The sequence below is a fragment of the Lunatimonas lonarensis genome (assembly GCF_000390185.1).
GTDB lineage: Bacteria > Bacteroidota > Bacteroidia > Cytophagales > Cyclobacteriaceae > Lunatimonas > Lunatimonas lonarensis.
On sequence record NZ_AQHR01000020.1, the window covers coordinates 75,049 to 95,929 of the forward strand.

Annotated in this window: 11 protein-coding genes; 2 read left to right on the top strand and 9 right to left on the bottom strand. The window is 49.8% G+C overall.

Going from position 1 to position 20,881, the window contains the following annotated elements; translation table 11 throughout:
- Position 1 precedes the first annotated feature (1 nt).
- The 7 genes from ADIS_RS02160 to ADIS_RS02190 form a co-directional block, all read right to left on the bottom strand.
- Positions 2-2,923 carry a glycosyl hydrolase gene (locus ADIS_RS02160; RefSeq protein ID WP_035804353.1) on the bottom strand — a complete coding sequence of 974 codons (2,922 nt, stop codon included), beginning with the start codon at positions 2,921-2,923 and terminating at the stop codon, positions 2-4.
- A 151-nt stretch (positions 2,924-3,074) separates the two neighbouring features.
- Complete coding sequence (locus tag ADIS_RS02165) at positions 3,075-3,998, bottom strand: dihydrodipicolinate synthase family protein (RefSeq protein ID WP_035804355.1); 924 nt, start codon at positions 3,996-3,998, stop codon at positions 3,075-3,077.
- 352 nt (positions 3,999-4,350) lie between these two features.
- On the bottom strand, positions 4,351-7,314 hold the full coding sequence (locus ADIS_RS02170) for a glycosyl hydrolase (protein ID WP_010852638.1): 2,964 nt from the start codon (positions 7,312-7,314) through the stop codon (positions 4,351-4,353).
- Positions 7,311-9,086, bottom strand: a complete 1,776-nt coding sequence (locus ADIS_RS02175) for a DUF4091 domain-containing protein (RefSeq protein ID WP_010852639.1) — start codon at positions 9,084-9,086, stop codon at positions 7,311-7,313. Before ADIS_RS02175 ends, ADIS_RS02170 begins: the two co-directional genes overlap by 4 nt.
- A gap of 29 nt (positions 9,087-9,115) precedes the next feature.
- A complete protein-coding gene (locus ADIS_RS02180; RefSeq protein ID WP_202900544.1) occupies positions 9,116-11,380 on the bottom strand; it encodes a S9 family peptidase in 2,265 nt (754 codons plus the stop codon).
- Between the two features lie 65 nt (positions 11,381-11,445).
- Complete coding sequence (locus tag ADIS_RS02185) at positions 11,446-13,578, bottom strand: M1 family aminopeptidase (RefSeq protein WP_081634847.1); 2,133 nt, start codon at positions 13,576-13,578, stop codon at positions 11,446-11,448.
- A 29-nt stretch (positions 13,579-13,607) separates the two neighbouring features.
- Complete coding sequence (locus tag ADIS_RS02190) at positions 13,608-14,957, bottom strand: M24 family metallopeptidase (RefSeq protein WP_010852642.1); 1,350 nt, start codon at positions 14,955-14,957, stop codon at positions 13,608-13,610.
- Positions 14,958-15,192: 235 nt separating this feature from the next.
- Here ADIS_RS02190 and ADIS_RS22865 point away from each other — a divergent pair, with 235 nt between their 5' ends.
- On the top strand, positions 15,193-15,393 hold the full coding sequence (locus ADIS_RS22865; RefSeq protein ID WP_010852643.1) for a hypothetical protein: 201 nt from the start codon (positions 15,193-15,195) through the stop codon (positions 15,391-15,393).
- 733 nt (positions 15,394-16,126) lie between these two features.
- Positions 16,127-16,576, top strand: a complete 450-nt coding sequence (tnpA, locus tag ADIS_RS02195; protein WP_010852644.1) for an IS200/IS605 family transposase — start codon at positions 16,127-16,129, stop codon at positions 16,574-16,576.
- A gap of 1,164 nt (positions 16,577-17,740) precedes the next feature.
- On the opposite strand, the gene ADIS_RS02200 is transcribed toward tnpA, so the two are convergent.
- Together ADIS_RS02200 and ADIS_RS02205 are read right to left on the bottom strand one after the other, a co-directional pair.
- Positions 17,741-19,246: a S10 family peptidase gene (locus ADIS_RS02200; protein ID WP_081634848.1), complete on the bottom strand. Its 1,506-nt coding sequence runs from the start codon at positions 19,244-19,246 to the stop codon at positions 17,741-17,743.
- Between the two features lie 33 nt (positions 19,247-19,279).
- Entirely contained in the window at positions 19,280-20,779 is a 1,500-nt protein-coding gene (locus ADIS_RS02205; protein WP_010852645.1) for a DUF3863 domain-containing protein, read from the bottom strand.
- Between the last annotated feature and the right edge of the window lie 102 nt (positions 20,780-20,881).

The following is a 20,881-nucleotide window of genomic DNA, read 5'->3' on the forward strand; positions in this document are numbered from 1 at the left end:
CTCATTTATTGGTTTGGAAAAATTGTATCTGACAGGTTCCCAAGAGTCCCGAAGGCAAAAGAGGCGTGCTTCGGTTAAACCGGGGCTTGGCATTCGTATTTGTGAAGGGTGGCTGGTCGGGGTTTTGGATATCTCCCACAATGCGGTTATTCCATGTATTTACTGCGTGCACCGTAAGGGTATTGGCGCCCTCGCGAAGGTGGGGCGTGATGCGGGCCGTATAGGGAGGCAGCCAAACCACCCCGCAATCCTCCCCGTTTACCAAGACCCTTGCCATTTCCTGGATCTCCTCAAACCGTACAAAGGCTTCCAACCCGGCTGCCAACTGATTTTTGTCAAGCGTAAATTCCCGCGTATAGGTTGCCGTTCCCGAATAATACCTGGCTCCCTCCTCTTCCATCTCCGACCAACTGATCAGCTTAGAAAGCAAGACCGATGCGGGACCACCCATCGAGGCATCAAAGCTGATTTTCCAATCGGTGGAGATATCCAGGGTTTCAAAGTCCCCTTCCACGGTGCTTTGCCCCGAAAATCCCGCTTGTAAATCGCGGTGGAGTCCGGGATCGTTTTTGCCGCTGCTTTTACGTCGAAATACCACAAAACGAGAACCAATGGGATCCAACTCCATATCCAGCTGAATGCCGTTGGGAAGCTTGGTATAGGCTAGCTTGCGCTGGATGAGGCCGGACTCCGCATCCCAAATCTCCGGTTGCATGCCGGGATCTACGCGAAAGACCAAGCTGACCCGCTCCTGCCTTTCACTGCTGTTGGAAATAAAATAGATTTCTTCCGAACTGGTCCTGCGGTGCACAAAGTCAATGTGCCGGTCTTTATTATCAACACCCTTCACTTCCAAATCCGGCTGCACACCCAGTTCCTTCAACACGTCCTGTATGGATCTTCCCCAGTAGACGATTCCCTTTCCAAAGCGGTTCGAAAAAACAGTCTTTCCGTCTGCCGCCCCCCAAATTTTATCTGCCAACTCCTTTACCTCCTGATCAACCGCTGGGTATCCTTTCAGGGACGTGGACCGAGTAGGCTTTCGTCCCAGCACCACGGCCCCTTCGTCTATCAACTGCTCCAGTTTTTTTAAGACCGCAAGGGATATATCCTCCCTATCCGGCAGTACCAACAGCCTATAAGAGGATCCGTGCGGAAGCACCAATTTGCCATCTTGGGCATCCAGCCTCGTCGTGATCACATCTTCGTTTACGTAGTCGTATTCATACCCGGGCAGGTCTCCCGTAACAATGGGCCTGTCCATTCCACAGTGTGGGCACTTGGTTTCGTCGTAAAAGTAAGCAGGAAAAAGGCCCGGCATATCGGGCGTATAGTTCGGATTCATGCGCTTCGGTGGCACCAAATTGGGCGCATCATCCCCATAATAAAGCAGCACATCTGCCACGAAATTTCCCTGCCTCAGCATGTAGGAAGCACGGGCGATGTAATCCATAAACGGCCGCGAGTAGTCCCACCAGGTAGCATTGACGTTTACATGCTCGCCTGCATGGTACACAAAGCCGGGCTTCCCGGCGATTTCCGGATTATGGGAAAAGGTATGGAAAACGACTTGGTTCAGCCCTTCGCAAAAAGCCACGTCTATTAACTGTTTGAAATCCGTAGGACCATGTTGCCAGTGGTTCCACCCGGTAAGGGATTCGGACGCCACGATCTGCTTCCCATAGATATGCGCCGCACTGGCTGCTTCCTTGGTCACCCAATGCCGCTGCCGGTTCCAAAACTCTCCCATGGGCATGTGGGAGCTGCCGAGGGCCTTCAAGGGTTCCACGCGGGGATGACCGCCATGGCCAGCCTCGGTGATCATCTGTATGCTGTGTCTATCGCCTATTTCTACCGCTTGTGCATAGTGGCTTTCAATCAACAAGTCGCTTACCAAGCGCCTGTAATCCCCCTCAAAACGAGTCTGAACCGTGGGATCCGCCAGTCGGTACCCCTGGAGAACCGGGAGAAATGGGCGTGGATCGTACCCATAACGGGTCCTAAACTCCGCAATAAAACCCGGCGTCCAATCATCCATCTGCCATACCTCGTAGCTGTCCAAAAAAATAAATTTAAACTTGTTTTCATCTGTACTGATTTGCCCCAACCTTGAAATCATTTCATTTAGGTGGCGCTCGGTAGCCCGATGGCTCAAATGATCTATGATCAGACCAGAGGAGTTGGGACTTGGCACGACCAAAGGTTGCATAGTGTTGCAGGTAAAAAAGGATAGAATATTCCACTGCCCAGCGGGCACGGCCCACTCCAGTATATTTCCGTCGGTGACCTGTTCGCTCAGATCGATGATTTCCTGATGCGAATAAATCCCGTCGTGGCGGTGGGAAACAGCCATCACCGTGATCAACTCACAATGCTCGGCCATTCCTCTAGGTGACGCTGGATTTTTCAATGGTAGTTTGATGTTAGTGGGTCCTTCCGTCAGCAGGGCGCTATGGAGCAGTTCCTTGCTTCCGTCCTCCAGGTCTACCCAATCCCCCCCGGAATTCCAAGAGCTTGCTGCGCTGATCCCCAAATCCAAACCCAGCTCGTGGCTGGTTTCCAATGCAAGTCTAAGGTATCCGAGCGACTCCGGCCCTAAAAAAGCAGGCCCGGCAGGAATCATATCGTTGGGATTGATCAATGCCCCCAGATCCCAGACAATGGCCCCGCGCATTCCCTTTTCCTTCATCTGTTCCAACTCATACACCAACTTTACGGTGTCTATGTAGCCGTTCATCCAGGTCCAGAGGGACATGGGTCGGGTTTCCGTGGGCGGATTTAAAAAATCCTCCTCGGACAGCACGGATACCGGTTTATCCCCAGAGGGGCTACAGGCTGCAACGAGCAGGAAAGATACGATGGCCAGGGCCGCCAAAGGAGACAATAACTTGGTTCTTGTACGCAACAAACTTCCTTTTCCCATCGGAATCCAACGAATTTTCGGTCTTCAACAACAACTCGTAAAGGTAGCTCCCGCCCCGGGCTTATGCTTCCATCATGTTAACGAAAAAGTGTAGTATTTTAACTTTAGACGATCACAGGTTAGGCCCCTACACCCGTAAACGAAGGCGTGTCTACGTGTTCAGTCGTTCGGCTTTTATACTTTGCTCCAAATCCACTACTCGCTGGATCCACTTATCCGCTGTCTTTTGGAGTTGGGCATCAAAAGGAATGGACGACTTCCGAACGTGATCGGATGGATAGATGCCTTGTCGAAACAGCAGTCGTTTGAAGAAATGGATGGACACTTCCAGGTGTTGGTTGGATAAAGCAAGCACTGGCAGGATGTGAAAAAACAGCTCTTCCGCTTCCTGCCCGCAGCCCTGCATCCAGCGTCGGTAAATCTCGGTATAGAGCCAATGCATGCCCGTTGGCATAAAGGCGTGAACTCCCCGCTCCAATCCATCTATCAACTGGGTTACGGCCCAGCCTCCACTCACATGCAACCGCCCTTCGGTTAGGGATAGCATGCGCGAATATTTGTACCCCGCCATGACCGACTCGATCTTGAGACACCTAAATGCCGGCACCGTTTCAAACAGGTCACATAGAAGGCCCTCGGGCAATCCGTACCCGACCGGATCCCAGTCCTGCAGCATGATCATCTCCACATCGACCTCTGCCAGTGCGTAAAAATCTTCCTTAAACTGTTGCTCATTTGTAAAAGGGATTTGGAAAAGCACCTGCTTGCAGCCAAGCTCCCGGTAGGATTTTAACAGCAGCCTACACTTGGTAAGGTCTGTCTCGGCTGCCCCGGCTATGACCGGAACCGCCTGATTAACCTCCTCTAGTACGCTTTCGACCATCTTGAGCCTTTCCAAGTGTGAAAGGCTGTGTACCTCGGCTGCCAAAGCGGGTACCAAAAAGCCCGCTACGCCGGCATTCAGTGCCTCCCGCACGTTTCGTTTTAGCGCGGCGTAATCGATTAACCCCGATGTGGTAAAGGGCGTGTTCAGCATCGTCACGATTCCGAAGAGCGGGTAACAGGTTTTGTTCATGTGGGATTGGGGCAACGCGTTTTAGTTTGTTTTCAACAGCGTACTAACACTGTACAGATCAAAGGTAGTATGGTTGTAGATTAACGCGGATAGATAGCACCCGCTGTGTTAGGCCATCATGCATTTGAAGGATTCCGTTCTTCAACATCAGCCAAATATATCGCCGCAGGCAGGTATCCACGCATATCGCGCAGCCTATTTCCCTAAAATATATCGCCGAACCTGTGGACCGACAGGTAGAGGCAGATATCTACCAATATCGCGCAGCATATATCATTTCAATATCGCTGAAGATATATTTGTCAAACATAGGAGGTTACATTTGCTCACTAACATCCTGTCAGAAAGCACCTTACTTTAGCTCCACCCGCTTCGCAAATAGGACACGTACAGGCCCTAAGAGCCCAGAGGGTTCTTCTTGCCATTCCGAATAGTTGGCCAACCAGCTTCCTCCATCTGCTTGTATGTTGGAGCGGGTAAAGCGTTCCGAGTCCGGAAGCTGCTTATCTCCCGCCAACCTGTTTACCCACAAGTTGGCCACTTCAATGCGGATGCAATTCTCTCCGGGCTGCACCAAATCGGTGATCGCTGCATGGAAAGGGGGTTTCCAAACAATCCCCGCCGACCTGCCGTTCACCATAACTTCGGCAACCTCCCGAACATCCCCCAGGTCCAAATAGATCTGCGTGTCACCTGCTAGCCAGTCACTTGGCACGTTGATAGACTTTCGATAGGTTCCCAAACCGGAATAGTATCGAATGCCCTGATGTTCGTGGTCTGTCCAAGAGATCAAATCGGGAAACACTGCCTCGGAAGGTGCTCCCCACTCCGGAGCAAACTCCAGTTTCCAAGCGCCTTCCAATACATAGGGCAAAGGGATTTGTTCGACTAGCGCTGTATATTTTTTGCCCTGCTTGCTTTGAACCGTATAGGTTCCGTTTTGCCAGCACTCCAACACCACCGATCTACTGGTCGCCTGGACAACCTCCTCTTCTGGAAGGTTCAAATCCACTGACTTACTTGAGGTGAGGGTGCGAAACGACGGGCCAGAGCCATTTTTGGCAAACACCACAAAGGTTGAACCCCCGGGGGCCAATACGACCGGCATACGGATCGCGTTGCCCATTTGCTGAAATACGTACTGGTCTTTGATGCTCCCATCGGAAGGATCCCATACCTGCGGAAACGCTTCTCCCACCCTGAAAAGGCAGGTTGCCCGTAGTGGCTCCGTGGTTTTGTTGTGGACAAAATAGATATGGGAGCTGGCTGTTTCCCGATGGATAAAATCAAAACTGGAGCGAAGAGCTGGGTCCTCCGGCGCAAAATCCGGTGTGAGCCCCTCAAGTTTCAACCATTGCTCCGGAGAGTACCCCGTTACCACTTTACCTTTTCCATATCGGTTTACCCCTTCCTTCTCGCTCCACATGGCTTCTGCCAACTCAAGCAATCGCTCCGTCTTTCCGGGGAAACCCGATTGGCCGGGGACTTCGGAAGGCTTTGGCCCCAGTAACGTCGCTCCCTGGGAAACGAGGGATTCCAGTTTTTCCAATACCTCCAAAGGCATGTCTCGTCTGTCAGGAAGAACCAAAATACGGTAGGACATGCCATCCGGAAGAACTATGAGCCCATCCTTGACCGACAATCGGTTCAATATAACATCTGTATTCACCACATCATACTCAAATCCGGGGCCCAATCCGTCAATTCTGGGCTTGTCCGGGACGTTATGATAAAGGGGCCAAAAATTGGGAGCCTGATCACCGTAGTAATAGGCTACATCAGCCACGTAACGTCCCTGCTGCAACAGATAGCTGCATCTTGCCAAATAGTCCATAAAGGGTCGGGCTTTTGACCACCAGGTTACCTGGGGATTGATATCCACACCGGCATGGTAGGTTCGCCCCGGAAAACCGTCGGTGACCGGTGTGTGGGCAAAGACATGGTAGGTGACGCGGTTTAGACCCTCCGCAAACGCCCTATCTACCAGCCGCTTAAGCGTAAACGGCCCATCTCTCCAACGGCGCCAGGTAGTCCAAGACTCGGCATCCACGATCTTTTTTCCATAAATATGGGAGGCGCTCGCTATTTCCTTTACCAAAAAGAGATTTCTCGGATTTCCCATCCAAAACTCCCCTCTCGGAATATGTACATTGCCCAGTGCCTTCAGCGCATCCACCGGGCAGCTTTCCCAAAATGGCGCACCGGGCCCCCCGGCTTCCGCGGCTAACTGTACCCCATATTCTTCACATACCTCGCTACCCGTGGTGTAATGGCTGTATATCAACAGGTCACTCACCGATTTCTGGTAGTCGTAGCGAAACCGTACAGACCTATCCTGATTATCTATATCCCAACCCAAAAACACTGGAAGCCACTTGATGGGACTGTACCCATGCTGGTTTTCAAACCAGTCTGCAAAGCCTTTCGTCCATTGGATTCCTCCGTGAAGCTCCATGCTATCATCGTCCAAGGTTTTAAGACGAGTTTGGTTTTCCTTTCCCTTTTCAAGGCCCAGTTGGTTGAAAATATACTCAAAATGAAAGCGGGTCGCCTCCGGATCCAAGAAATCGATGAAGTATCCTTTCGAGTTGGGACTGGCTGCTATCAGCTGCTGCCCGTTGGTGGAGCAGACAAAGCGTTCTATATGCCATCTGCCGGGCGGGGCATCCCACACCAGTTCCCCATTCCGAAACTTATCAGAGATATCCACCACCTCGGAAAGATCCTTTATCTGCTTGCTTTCGGAATACGGCCAAGCAAGCACAGCCACGTCCAAATACCAACTGGGGAGGCCATCGGCTCCCCTTGGGCACTCTTTGGGCACCTCCGGAAAGGGCAATCTCCTCCGAATGGATCCCTCCCCTTCCACTTGGATTCCCGCATGAAAAAGGTTTTTACTCGCCAATTCCGGCGTAATCCAGTCTCCCCCGGAATTCCAGCCGCTGGCGCAGATCAACCCAAGCTCCAAATCCAGGCGGCTTGCCTCCGCCATGGCGTGCCGGATGGCCTTCACCGATTCCGGACCCAAAAAGCGGGGACCGGCGGCAACAAAACCACCGGGGTTTCTCATGGCTTCCGAATCCCAAATTTGCAGTCCTCCCAAACCGGTCTTCTTGGCTTCTTCCATATCCCGGGTAATACCTTCGAGGGAAATGTCTCCATTTAACCAATTCCAATACGCCCTTGGCCTTGCTTCCAACCCCGGATTCCTAAACCCCTCAACAAGGGTAGGGTCATGGGGCTGAACCGTCTCACACGACAGCAGACTTAAAAGGGCCACCCAAGCCCGCACTACCGATCTTTTTTTTAAAATCATAACAGCCTCCTTTCCAACTCATACAAACGCCTCTTTCCCTCTGCAAGCCAATCGGCGGCCGGCTTTTTATATAAGGACCTAGACCCAATTTCATCCAAAAACGTTTGAAAGTCCGCCAACGCCGCATTTGCTCCCTCGGACGAATCCTCAGAAATAGAGGCCTGCAGAATCCGGATTTTTTCGTAATCCTGAATCCCTTCCCGAAGCCGCTCAAACCTAACAGAGCTTATGGCACCCGGATACATCAGATAGGTATCTCCAGCAGGCCATCGAACAAAACGGGAATCTACCATCGGATTCTCCGGCCAGCTGTTGTTTGCCCACCGTAAGAAACCATCAAAGCCCATGGCCGCCGCTATCCATCCCTGATAGGCAGATTCGGACGGAGGCGAAAAGGTAAAATTGTTCGGCTGGGGAATGCCACAGGCCACGTAATAGGTTGTTTTGAGCCCGGCCTGTCGTCGGGCAGCTATGGCGTCCTCGGGGATACGGCCCTCATCACGCCAGTTGGAACTGAAATCATCAATATAGGAGTTTACCGACTCGTGGTAGAAGCCCGCCATGGTCACCTTCAAATCCGGCGCGTTCGTTTCCAAAAATTCAAAAAGCTTCATCATATCTTCCTCAGCCCGCTCGTCCAGTGCCAGGTAGGTCATCTCCAGCCATCCTTTTCCTTTCAGGTGCGCTCGGAATGCCTGCAAAAACGCTCCCCAAATCTCCTCGTATTCTGCTGTGCCCGGCAGGGCTTCGAAAACCACTCTCTCCGCCGTCGATTCGTCGTACCATGAAAGTTTATTGTTGATAGGAATCATGGAAAAACAGCTGATCTGCCCACTAATGCCACAATCCATCGCCAACTCAACGTAGGTATCAAAATTGGCAAAGCCGAAAGACCAGCTGCCATTACTTTTCCTGACCCATTCCACCATAGATCCATAAGGGTCGAAACCGGTCTGCCCATCCCAAGGCCTGTCCAAGATGGTGGTGGTAATCGCTTTCTGACCGGCCATGGCCAACTTCGTAAGGATAGCCCTCAATAAGGCCAGGTGCTCTTCCGACCAGAGCGGTACCCCATGGTACCGTGCTACCGCGAAAGGATTCTGCCATAAGTCAAGGTGAAAAGCCCACTGACCGGGCGGAGGCAAGACCATGTCCTGAACCTCCAGGGTAAACGGATGGGATACAGCCTCGGAACGGGATTTTCGGGTAATCGCTCCCTGATAGGTGCCCGGAGAGGCATCGGCCGGGATATCAATGGCAATCCATACAGGACGTGTGGACGGACCTCTTAGAAGGAAGCGGCTCCCTGCTATCAACTTGTCGGGCGCGAGGTGTACCGGGATTTTGTCACTATCTCTGGGTCCACAAGCACTACCATTTTCGTTCAGAAACTGATCCGTAAGTACGTAGCCTAGAACGGAGACCGTAAACTGTGTTTTTTCTATCCTAGCATCACCATTCACCAAACCTTGCACTTCGATGCTCACCTCTTCATCATTTCCCGCAGTCCATACCAACAATAGGAATGCCACCCGTTCACCCTTCCACCCACTAAGCTTTAAGGATTCGTAAACTTGGTCCGTTGGAAGCTGGCTTTTCGAATAGGGAATATCCAGCGAACCAAAGGCAGAATGAACGCCGGGTGCTGTTTTTTCCCAAACGGACATGTCTGTCTCGTCAGGATCCTCTGGCTCGGATAAAAAATCCAACTTGGGCTCCTTTGCGCAGGAGGATACTAGGATTACTATTAAAAAAATCAGTGAAATTTTCATGTGTTTATAACTATTGTATTTTTCTGGATTTACCGGCCACCCTGAGGTAAATGGGTAAGTAGGTACCTAAGCATGTAAAGCCTCATATGCACTTGGGTACCTTTCCCTTCGCTCAGACCATGGTCACGATTTGGATAGGCCATGTAGTCAAATGGTTTGCCCAGTTCGATCAAGCGATCCACCAATCCTTCGGTAATTTCAAGATGGGTGTTGGTCTCCCCTGTACCATGAATGATCAGCAGGTTGCCCTTGAGTCCCTCTGCAAAATTTATAGGAGCGGAATCACGATAACCTTGCGGATTGACCTCCGGTGTTTTCATATAAATCTCCTGAAACCATGCATTGTACAGGTGTGGTTGTGGCTTCGGTGCCACCGCAATTCCCATCTTATAGACCTCCGGTTTGCGAAACATCGCGTTGAGGGTATTTGAACCTCCGCCACTCCAGCCCCAGATTCCCACACGGTCTAGGTCAACGTAGGAATAGTTCCTTGCCAGTGCCTTTACACCTGCTGCCTGCTCTTCGGTAGATAGTGGCCCCAAACTTCCTGCGATGGCCCTGCGCCATGCGGCACCTTTCGGACAGGGCGTACCCCGGTTATCCATAGATACCACTAAATAACCAAGGTCGGCAACAATACGGTGGAAATCGGCCATGGCATGTCCCCAGGAATCCATGACAGTTTGGGCATGTGGTTCGCCATACACAAAGACAAATACCGGGTACTTCAGCGATGGATCAAAATTCCTAGGCTTAATTACCCATGCATCCATATTTATTCCATTGCCGATATCAAGGCTGATAAACTCCTTGGGCTGAGAATTCAGGCCATTCACTTTTTTCGTCAACTCCGCATTATCCTCGAGTATTCGGACAACTTTATGATCCCCAAGGCTGACCAACTCGGTTAAAGGAGGTTTGTTGGCAGTCGAGTACGTATGAAATGCCCATTTGCCATCAGGAGAGATGTCATAGCTATGAGTCCCCGGCTGATCCATAGGGGATATGCGTTCGGGTTTTCCTTTACCGTCGAGCCTTACACGATACAAATAGCGCTGGGTACCCTTGTCTGGTGATGCATAATAGTAAAACCATCCCCTGTCTTCATCCACTCCTACACGCCCGATAACATCATATTCTCCCGGTGTCAGCAATACCTCCTTCTTTCCATCGCGGGAATGCAGGTAGGCATGTCTCCAGCCGTCCTTTTCAGTCAAGACGATAAAACTACGAAAGTTTTGCACCCAATCCACTCCCCCGTTGGTCCCGTAACTTGCTACCACCCAGGCCGGATCAGACTCCTCGTAGATAGTGGTAATCTTTCCCGTGGATACTTCGGCTAGTAAAAACTGCCTCTCGTCCCTAAAGCGGTTTCTTTTTTCAACCAAAACCTCCTCCGAATTCCCTGCCCAGCCAATCTCTCCCAAATAAAACCCCTCTTTCGGAACAGGTATTGACAGCCACCTGGTTTCATTCCCTTCTAGGCCCAATACGCCTACCCGTAGCTTAGCAATGGCCCCACCGACTCTGGCGAATCGCTGTTCCCTTATCTCCGGATAGGAAGGATCTACCGGAACAAGCGAAGCCCTAATGCTTACCGCAGATGCATCGGCCTGAACAAATGCTATCCGTTTACTATCCGGACTCCAAACCGCCCTTTCGTTGGAAATCGCTTCGAAATCGCCGTCAAAAGTAAGCTGCTTGGTTTCATTGGTTGTCAGATCATTGATGTATAGGTCTCCCTGTTTCGTAAAAAGAATTTGGTTTCCATCTGGGGAAATTTTACTGTTGGCTCCCGCTGTGACTTTTTCAATGCCTCCAGTGCTTCGTTCCAGCAACCAGAAAACCGAATTCGTAGCTTCTTCATCGTTACCCGCCAATTCAATTAGGATCTTGTCCCCATCCGCAGACAACACATAATTTTTGATTTGAAATGTGCCTTTATACCCGTGAGCTTCCAGTATTTCCTTGGAAAGAAGCATGGTGCGTTCACCACTGGATAAATCATACCATACAAGTGATCGGGTATCTCGTCCCGGCACATGCACAAGGTCACAGTACCCCGACCCATCGGGAAGCCATCTTCCGCCAAATGCCTTAACCTGAAATCTATTTTCTTCAAAAATCTCTTTCAGTCTTGCCTCTGCGTGTTCCAAAGCATCCGCTTGGCTATACGATTGCCAATTCGTTGACTGCGCGTGGGTACCAGTTGGTAGCAACAGTGCCGGATACATGCACATTGCAATAATCAATGTAAGCGGTGTTATATTCCTTATCACGGTGCTCATAGTCATGTCAAAACCAGGTGAATTACATTGATCGGTACCTTGTTAAATTATAAATAGCAACGCTACACCCGTCAGTTAGCTTTACGAATCTGCTCCATGGCCTGCTCTGCGGCGTTCTTCAATGTATTGCGCGGAGACCTAACCTTGGCCGCTTCACCGAGAAAACGTAGTTGCGAGGAATTGCCGATCTCACCAATGGCTATCAATGCCTGCGCCTTTACGAGATAGCTTTCATCCGTTTCGTATATCCTCCTGAAATTGCCCAGCATGGACGGATCCTTCAATTTGCCCAACGCATTTACCGACGCCGCCCTGACCTTGGAGCTGCGATCGCCAGCTCCCTCTAAAAACGCCGCTTTATGGCTATTTCGATGGAATTCTGACAGACGCTGTACGGCTGCCTCCCTTACGGCCCAGAATTCATCCTGCTTTGATAGTTCATTCCATTTTTGTATCGTTTTCGGTGAATCGTTAAAAGCTCTCAATTGATCAACGGCCCACAACCTACCGGTCATGTCGTCATTTTCCACCTGAAACAAGAGCTCTTCCTCGGACTGCGGATAGGTCAATTCTTTGAGCAGGTAGTTGCCTTCGTCAAAACGTACCAATAGTGGGGCTTCGTCGAATTTGAATTCAAATTTTTCAACCGCCTCGTTCAACCAGACTTTTTCCACCGTTTTTCCGCCCGGATGGTAAAACCCAAGCTGCACAGGAATACGATAGATGGGGACACGATCCCATTTGTCCTGTGTCTGTTTGATTTCTACGGATAGGGTCTTGGTAGCTTCATTCCATCGTTTGGTCACTTCAAAAACGGCATGCCCAGGTTTAAACAGAAACTGCTCGAAAAACCAGTCCATGTTTTTTCCACTGACGTCTTTCACACACTGCATAAAATCTTGGGTGCTTACTGCCTGAAATTCATGACGATGCAAGAATTCGCTAATCACCCTGAAAAAGGTTTCATCCCCCAACACAAACCGAAGCATATGCAGTACGGCAGCCCCCTTCGGATAGGCGTGGCTATCAAAGTTGTCCCCGGGGCTTTCGTATTGGGCAAAAACGATGGGCCGCATATACCGGTTTTGCGCCTCCCGCAGGTAGGCACCCTGTTTTCTCACCAAGTCAAAGGCTGCCTCATCCTCACCCCAATCAAATCGCTTGTACAGATAATCGGAATAGGTGGCAAAACTTTCGTTGATCCAGTTATGCTCCCAACTTCTACAGGTTACGAGGTCACCCCACCACTGATGGGCGATTTCGTGGGCAATGATACCTTCAAAGGAAAAATCGATTTCTTCCTGTTTCGTAGTCACAGCCCCCTCTCCGAGCAGTGATGCCGATGTGGCCTCTGCACCTCCGCCCTGATGCGTTGAGATCACTTGATCGTACTTTTCCCATGGATAGTCATACCCATAAATCCTGTTAAAAAAATCTATTATATAGGGCGTTTTGGCAAAGGATCTTTTGGCATCTTGCTCATGCCGTGGATAGACCCAGTAGTTTACCGGCAGCGCACCCAAGGAATCTTCAATAACGGTGTATGCGGCTATACTTAGGTTGATCAGGTACGTAGAATGGGGCTTGTTTTGCTTCCAATGGTAGGTGTGTTTTCCTCTTTCCTTATCTTCGGATATTCCGATCAATTCTCCGTTGGACAGCACCTTAAGGTTGTTGTCAACGGTTACGATCATTTCCTGTGTCACTTTGTCGTGCGGATAGTCGTAGCAGGGTATCCACTGCCTGGCCTGATTGGGCCAACAATCCGAGGAAACCTGGAAAGGGTTCGTTTCGGTTTGATCGATAAATTTTAGGCCTGAAACCTGCTCCCTAAGAGCGTATTTCACGGTAAAGGTCAGGGTATCGCTGTGCGAATACGAACGTGCAAGTTCTATGTGCAGTTTATCCTTGCCCTGCTTATAGGAAAGCGGGAACCCTCTGCTGTCAAGCACATCGCTTACTTCCAACGAAACCGCATCCAAGGTCACCCGCTTCAAATCACTTCTCAGTGGAGTCAACGTGATGGTATTCTGTCCGGTCAATTGTTTCTGCTGAACATCCACGTCCAGCATGACCTTATAGTGAAGCGCGTCAAAGTCCCTGTCCGGTTCGAAGGTCAACGGCCGTTGGTATACATCCACCTGTTGGGCGATTAATCCACTAGGTACGGCTAACCAAAAAAGTAAAACTACGAGATGTTTCATCTGACTTTCTGATAAAAGATGGTTTCTAATTAATTGTCCTTCATAAATGCCTCTATTTCATCTACCGTACGGGGCAGGCCTGCGGATAGGATTTCACAGCCGTCTTCGGTGATCACCACCGTATCTTCGATGCGAATACCCGTTACATCATCGGCTTTGCCCATGATGTCGCAGGCGAAGACAAATCCAGGCTGAAGGGGCTCTCCCCGATCGAAATTCAGCATCCGGTCGTGCACGGCCATACCAATACTGTGGTTAAATCCGCCGTCGCGCGTCCACAACCTGAACCGCGGCTCGCTGGGGTCAAAGCCCATTTTTTCGAGCTCCTTTTTCACCGCGTTGCCGATCTCCGTCAGTGAGACCCCGGGGCGGTACATTCCTTGGCATATTTCCCTGATAAAAAGCCCCAGTTCATAGATCTCCCGCTGTGTGTCGGAAAACTTGCCACTTGCGGGAAAGGTAGTGGAAACGTCGGATGCATAATAGGACACATTTGCTCCGCCATCAAGAATGATAAAGTCCTTTTCCCCCAATATGCGGTCGTATTGCATGTAATGGCCATAAGCGTGGTTTTTATCCGACATGATGATGGTGCCAAAGGCCAGTCCCTTGGCGCCTCCTGACATGGTAACCTGCTGGAAGAGGGCTGCCAGTTCAAGTTCCGGCACGCCGGGGCGGGTAGCTTTCATCACCGCTTTGTGGGCTTTTACTGAAAGCTGGGACGCTTCACGGATCAGATCTATTTCGGCCTTTGATTTGAACTTTCTCAGTTCCCAGACAAAAGGGGTGCAATTCTCCACGTTGTTTTCAGGAAAGCGTTCATTTAAAACCGCTACGAACTGCATTTCACGAGTCAGCCGGCCATCCCATTCGTTGTCGGTCACGGTACGTTTGAATGCATTGAATGTTTCCATTGAGTTTTCGCCAATATGTTCCTCCGGGCTAAATGGCGTATAAATGACTGTCGTTTTTGTAAGCCTGCTTTTTAGCACTTCGGAAAAATCCTCGTAGGGACGGTAGTGCTCTATCCCTGTGATTTTTACCGGCTCCCTCACGAGCTCTAGGGAAATGTTTTCGCCGTCGGCATGGTGCTCATCGATGGTAAAAAACAGGGTAGACTCCCGCTTTTCCCCATCCACGATAAGGATGGCGTCGGGAATCTCTACCCCGGCAAAGTACATCATGTTATTGTACTGGGTAAAGGGTAACCCTACGAGGGATTCGGATGCGCCTCTGAAGATGGCAATTCCATCGGGGATTTTGTCCATCAGTTTTTCCCTGCGGGCTCGGTATTCTTCTTTTTCGAAGATCAACTGAGCCCGAAGCTCACAAACTGAGAGTAAAAGAAGCAGTGCAAACAGTAGCGTGGATTTAAGCATACATTAATTGATTGTTGTCATTGAATGGGGTAAAACGTGATTTTCAATTTCAAACAAACTGACCGTCTCGGCAGAATAGCGTCAGTTTGAAATCAAGAAATAAAATTACAGGATTTGCAGGGGTTACCATTCAAGCATCTTAACCAAAAAATATGGTATCTTAACGAATGCTACCAGACTTACTAGGCGGTCGGCAAACCTGCCAAGGGGCTCCTCGTGGCATCAGTTATTTCAAATGTCCGTCCTAAGGGCATTGGCCAATGCCAAGGCCTATAAGAACAATACCCCTGGATGGCAGCGATCCATCCCACAGCAGTTAGCACTTGAGATACAAAGACGAAACCCGCGAGCCCGAAGGGCTCAAACAACAATAACCCCGGGTGACAACCCGGGGCAGACTAGCTACACCCTCAACCCCAACCCCGAAGCGGGTTGAACATCAGCCGTGAAGCCTACAAGCAGATACCACCTACTAACCAAACCAATCATCATTGCAGATCGCAATCAGATCCGCAGCACTATTCAACCCCTAACAGGGTTGGATACAAGTGTACATCCCATGCCCGTGGGTTAACACCCACGGTTATTGTCGTAGCGGCCCTTCAGGCCGAAGAAAAGCCAAAAGAGTCACTTTAGCATTTACAAGGTGCCACAGAATCCTAAAATCTACTATCCAAGTCTAAGCGCATTCCATTTCGGCAAAGCCCCAGGCATCGAACAACCACTTCAATAATAACCCTGGTAGCACCTATCCATCCCACAGCAGTTAGCACTTGAGATACAAAGACGACGCTCCCAAGCCCGAAGGGCTCAAACAACAATAACCCCGGGTGACAACCCGGGGAGATTAGCTACTCCCTCCACCCCAACCCCGAAGCGGGTTGAACATCAGCCGTGAAGCCTACAAGCAGATACCACCTACTAACCAAACCAATCATCATTGCAGATCGCAATCAGATCCGCAGCACTATTCAACCCCTAACAGGGTTGGATACAAGTGTACATCCCATGCCCGTGGGTTAACACCCACGGTTATTGTCGTAGCGGCCCTTCAGGCCGAAGGCACAAAGGTAACATCCACAATTTTTTTATTTCCACTATTCCCAATCACTTAGATACCACTTTTAAGTGGTTTTTTAGTAATTTGATGAATAAAATTCTCAAAGATAATGGGCACATACAAACAAATCCTCTACCACTTCGTCATCGGAACCAAAAACCGCGAGTACACCATACCGGATGAATATTGCGAAGAACTCTACCGGTACATTTGGGGCATCGTAAAGAACAAGGACTGCACCCTATATCAAATTAACGGATCCGGAGATCATCTCCATCTTTTAACTGATTTACACCCAACCATTGCGTTGGCAAGTTTTATCAAAGACATCAAAGTAGCGAGTAGCAAATGGTTAAGAGAACACGATAAATTCCCTTCATGGAACTCTTGGGGAGATGGTTATGGAGCCTTCACTTGTTCTTACCGCGATAAGAACTTAATTACCAACTACATCAAAAAACAAAAAGAGCACCACAAGAGCGAGGCGTTTCTCGACGAATATAGGAGATTACTAAAGGAGAATGGCGTAGAATTCAATGAAAGATACCTTTTAGGCTAGTTTCCGTCTCTGACCTTTCCGACACCAATAGGCGACTCCCTGACTATTTCTCCACCAAGGACTGGCAATACAGTTATTGTTGTAGTCGCCCGCTAGGCCAGGGAGAAAGCTAAAATCTAGCAGAATTTTATCCTTTTGGCGATGGATGGATAGGCAGGATCCAACAGTGAGTCCCATAACAGATTATATGCAGCCCAAAAACAACGTCATACAAGCCCTTGGGGCTCAAACAATAATAATCCCGTGTAGCAGCGATCCATCTCACAGCAATTTGGGCTTGAGATAAAAAGACGACACCCGCGAGCCCGAAGGGCTCAAACAACAATAACCCCGGGTGACAACCCGGGGCAGACTAGCTACCCCCTCTACCCCAACCCCGAAGCGGGTTGAACCTCTGCCGTAAAGCCTACAAGCAGATACCACCTACTAACCAAAGCAATCATCATTGTAGATCGCAATCAGCTCAGCAGCATTATTCAACCCCTCGCAGGGTTGGATACAAAGACGACACCCGCGAGCCCGAAGGGCTCAAACAATAATAACCCCGGGTGACAACCCGGGGCAGACTAGCTACCCCCTCTACCCCAACCCCGAAGCGGGTTGAACCTCTGCCGTGAAGCCTATAAGCAGATTACCACCTACTAACCAAACCAATCATCATTGCAGATCGCAATCAGCCCAGCAGCATTATTCAACCCCTAACAGGGTTGGATACAAGTGTACATCCCATGCCCGTGGGTTAACACCCACGGTTATTGTTGTAGCGGCCCTTCAGGCCGAAGAAAAGCCAAAAGATTCACTTTAGCATTTACAAGGTGCCACAGAATCCTAAAATCTACTATCCAAGTCTAAGCGCATTCCATTTCGGCAAAGCCCCAGGCATCGAACAACCACTTCAATAATAACCCTGGTAGCACCTATCCATCCCACAGCAGTTAGCACTTGAGATACAAAGACGACGCTCCCAAGCCCGAAGGGCTCAAACAACAATAACCCCGGGTGACAACCCGGGGCAGACTAGCTACAGCCTCAACCCCAACCCCTAAGCGGGTTGAATCATTTTTAGACTGCTTAGGAAAACAAACTACCTACCAAAACCCATGACAGGACTGGCTTGGTCTAACATATGGAAAGAGTAGAACTTAAACTTATGAATAGCCTACCTCAATACGCTGCCGCTTTACCCTTCTGAGGGATGGATTGTTGGATAAACTCCCGGAGATCATTGGTAGACTTTATCAAATCTTCCTCCCGCACATACATCATGTGACCGCTTTCATATACCTTATAATGCAAACGGTCTTTCATTTTGCCGCTTGGATCCAGCTTCCACATACCATTCATTTGCCTAAAATAATTGACCAACATATCGTAATATCCTGCTTGAAACAATACTTCAAGATGGGGGTTCTGCATCATCGCACTTCGCAACTTCTCTCCGGTGCCATCGGTAAATCTGTCCCAGGGCCAGGGGAATACAGGACCCGAAACTTGGTATTGCAGATCTGTTTTGAAATTTAAATCATCCCGAAGATAAGCATTAATGGCGGGAGTGAAGGCATTATCCCAAGCAGCTGCCTCCGGTGGTGTAACTCCGGTGAAGGTATCGCCGCCGTCCACTTTATCTATGCCCTTATACCGGGCATCGGATAAACCCAGGAAATATCCTTCATCCCTAAGCAACTCTTTTCTAAACGCACTATTGGGGACTGTCAGGTTGTAATCCAAAATAAATTCCTTTTTGAGGCCGGTGTACCGGGCTAATTTTTCCGCTACCGCTTGTTTCTGGGCTTCATCAATAAATCCACCTCTTTCGACTGCTGGCAAATACTCATCAATGGCATACTTTTCAACTTCTGAGAGAACTTCGGTAAGATTTTTCTTCTGCAAATCTTCCGGCAGCTTTTTGTGATACCATGCTACCGCGGCATAGTTAGGCAATAGCAGTACTTCATTGCTTGCGATAGGGAGTTCCATTTTTGTCCCGGAAACAATAACTACTCCGTTGAGGTAAATCCCATGGTTGTCCTGCAGTTCTCCTGACAAGCCCGCTACGCGTGTTGCCGCATAACTCTCCCCTATCAGATACTTTGGGGATCGCCAACGCCCTTGTCGTGACAGGAAATTGTCAATCCAGGAGGCCAGGTACCTAATGTCTTGATACACGCCAAAAAAATCCTCCCGCTTGCCGTCATTCAGTATGCGTGAGAAACCCGTGTTAACTGGATCAACAAAGACGATGTCTGCCTCATCGATAATTGAATAGGGATTATCAACGACACCATAGGGCTGTATGGGGTATCCTTCATCACTTATTTGCAGCCGTTTCGGACTTGTATAACCCAAATGCATCCATAACGACGCTGCGCCTGGCCCACCATTGAATGAGAATGCAATGGGCCGATTCTCCACCTGATCGACATCCCGTCGTTTGTAATAGGTATAAAACAGCGCAGCATCAATTTCTCCATCTTTAACGTATACCGGCTGAGTGCCTACCGTAACCTGATAGGGAATTCTTTTCCCATTAACCGTTACTTCATTGAAAGAGACAAGCGCCGTGTCGGCCGGCAATTTATTCTTTTGGGCATGCACAGTAGTAGCGCAAAAGATAATCAAAAGTGCATGGAAGGTTATTTGATAGAGAAATTTACTGGTTGTATTAGACATAGCGACGTATATATTCCGGGGTTAAACAATTGCTTACTTTATTCGATTGGGATGATCTTCGGTCAACAACACAGGGTATCTCCTCTTTATCATAGCCTGCTCCTCAGGACCTAGTTCATCAATTTTCGTTGGTACATCCTGCTCACGCGAACCTTTTTGATTTAAGCGGTTCATCAAGCTCCAGTTTCGAATGGGATGTCCGGGTTTGGCATCTTCGGGTTCGGAGGTTTCCAGGTCATACCGCGTAAAATCGATCACCTTTTCCGGCGTTTGGGCGATCCAATCCCGCAAGGTAGCCAAGCGAAAGTCCTTGTTCATAAACCAGCGGATTTCCAGTTCTGGCTCAGACCCGCAGATCCCGGATCCCCGGTGCACAAACTGATAATTCAACGCATCGTTGTTTTTGTAATGTTCCCTCCAAAGCATCCCAAACTCCCCGTGGGTGACCATCTGGGCGTTGGGCCACCGCCTGCGTATTTCACTGAGCCATACAGTAAGACCTTCCATGCCGTTTCGACCCTGATAGAACGGAAACAACTTTCTGGCCTCCACCAAACTGAGTTCCCAGGTAGAAGTGACCCAGGCAAACCCATTCAGGTCAAATCCCTTGTCAAAATGCGTGGACGTGGTCGCCAGCATCTGCCGCACGCCCAATTCAGTTCCCAGCCTGATTACCGTTTCTATGGGCCCCACTCCCATCCTACTCCCGCAGTTCACCCCATCGATTCGCCTAGCACCGGGATACCTTGCATTCAGGAAATCAACCGTCCACCCGTCTAAGTTTACGCAGTCTATCCGATCCGTCTCGCTTTGGGCAGGTTTGCAAAAATGCTCTGTAGACGGGTAATAGGGATAGACTATCGACCCATCGCCATCGCCATTATCCACGGCATATTGACTCCAAATGGTACCCTGACAAACATGGATTCCTTCTTCCTCCGCAAGGTAGCGTAGGTTTTCGGCAGCCATAAAGCCCGCTATTACCGCTTGGGGCCGGTACCCACCGCCTACCATTTCCGAAACCTTCTTTAGCCCCTCGTGCAGGTCTCGGTTGGTCTGCTCCCGGGAGTTGTACATGGGCGAAAAATAGGCTCCGGGAATAAACGTGATCTCATCGCCATACTCTCGGTGATACGAGACAATCAACTCCCGGAGATCCCTGTAATTCGAACGCTCATCGTGTAGCGCCAGCCAACTGAAGGCCCAGGTCATTCGGGCACCCGGCCAGGCCGCTGCAATTGCTTCGCGTAAGATTCGGGCTTCGCGGGGGCTATGAACGGATGACTCGTCCACGCCATGAAACTCGTCCCTGGAAACCTCGATCTGATTGACGCGTACCACGGAAGCGAAGGTGAGAAAGCGGTTGCCCATCAGTTGTGTGGGCGGTTCTACACTTTCAAGCATTCGCGGAGTTTCGGTTTCTTGCCCCTCGTTGGCGTGGGGTTGCCCCGTCAGGGAAGTCCAGGCCAACAGACCTATGCCCGAAAGCAATAGTGTCAAAAATGCAAATTGGGGAATCTTTATGTTCGTCATTTCTATATTCATCGTTTTACCAAATCCGTCTAACATTCCATGTGCCTCAAACTCCGTATTGGAGACGGTAAACCAAGCGGGCTGTAGTTAAAAAAGCCGTCC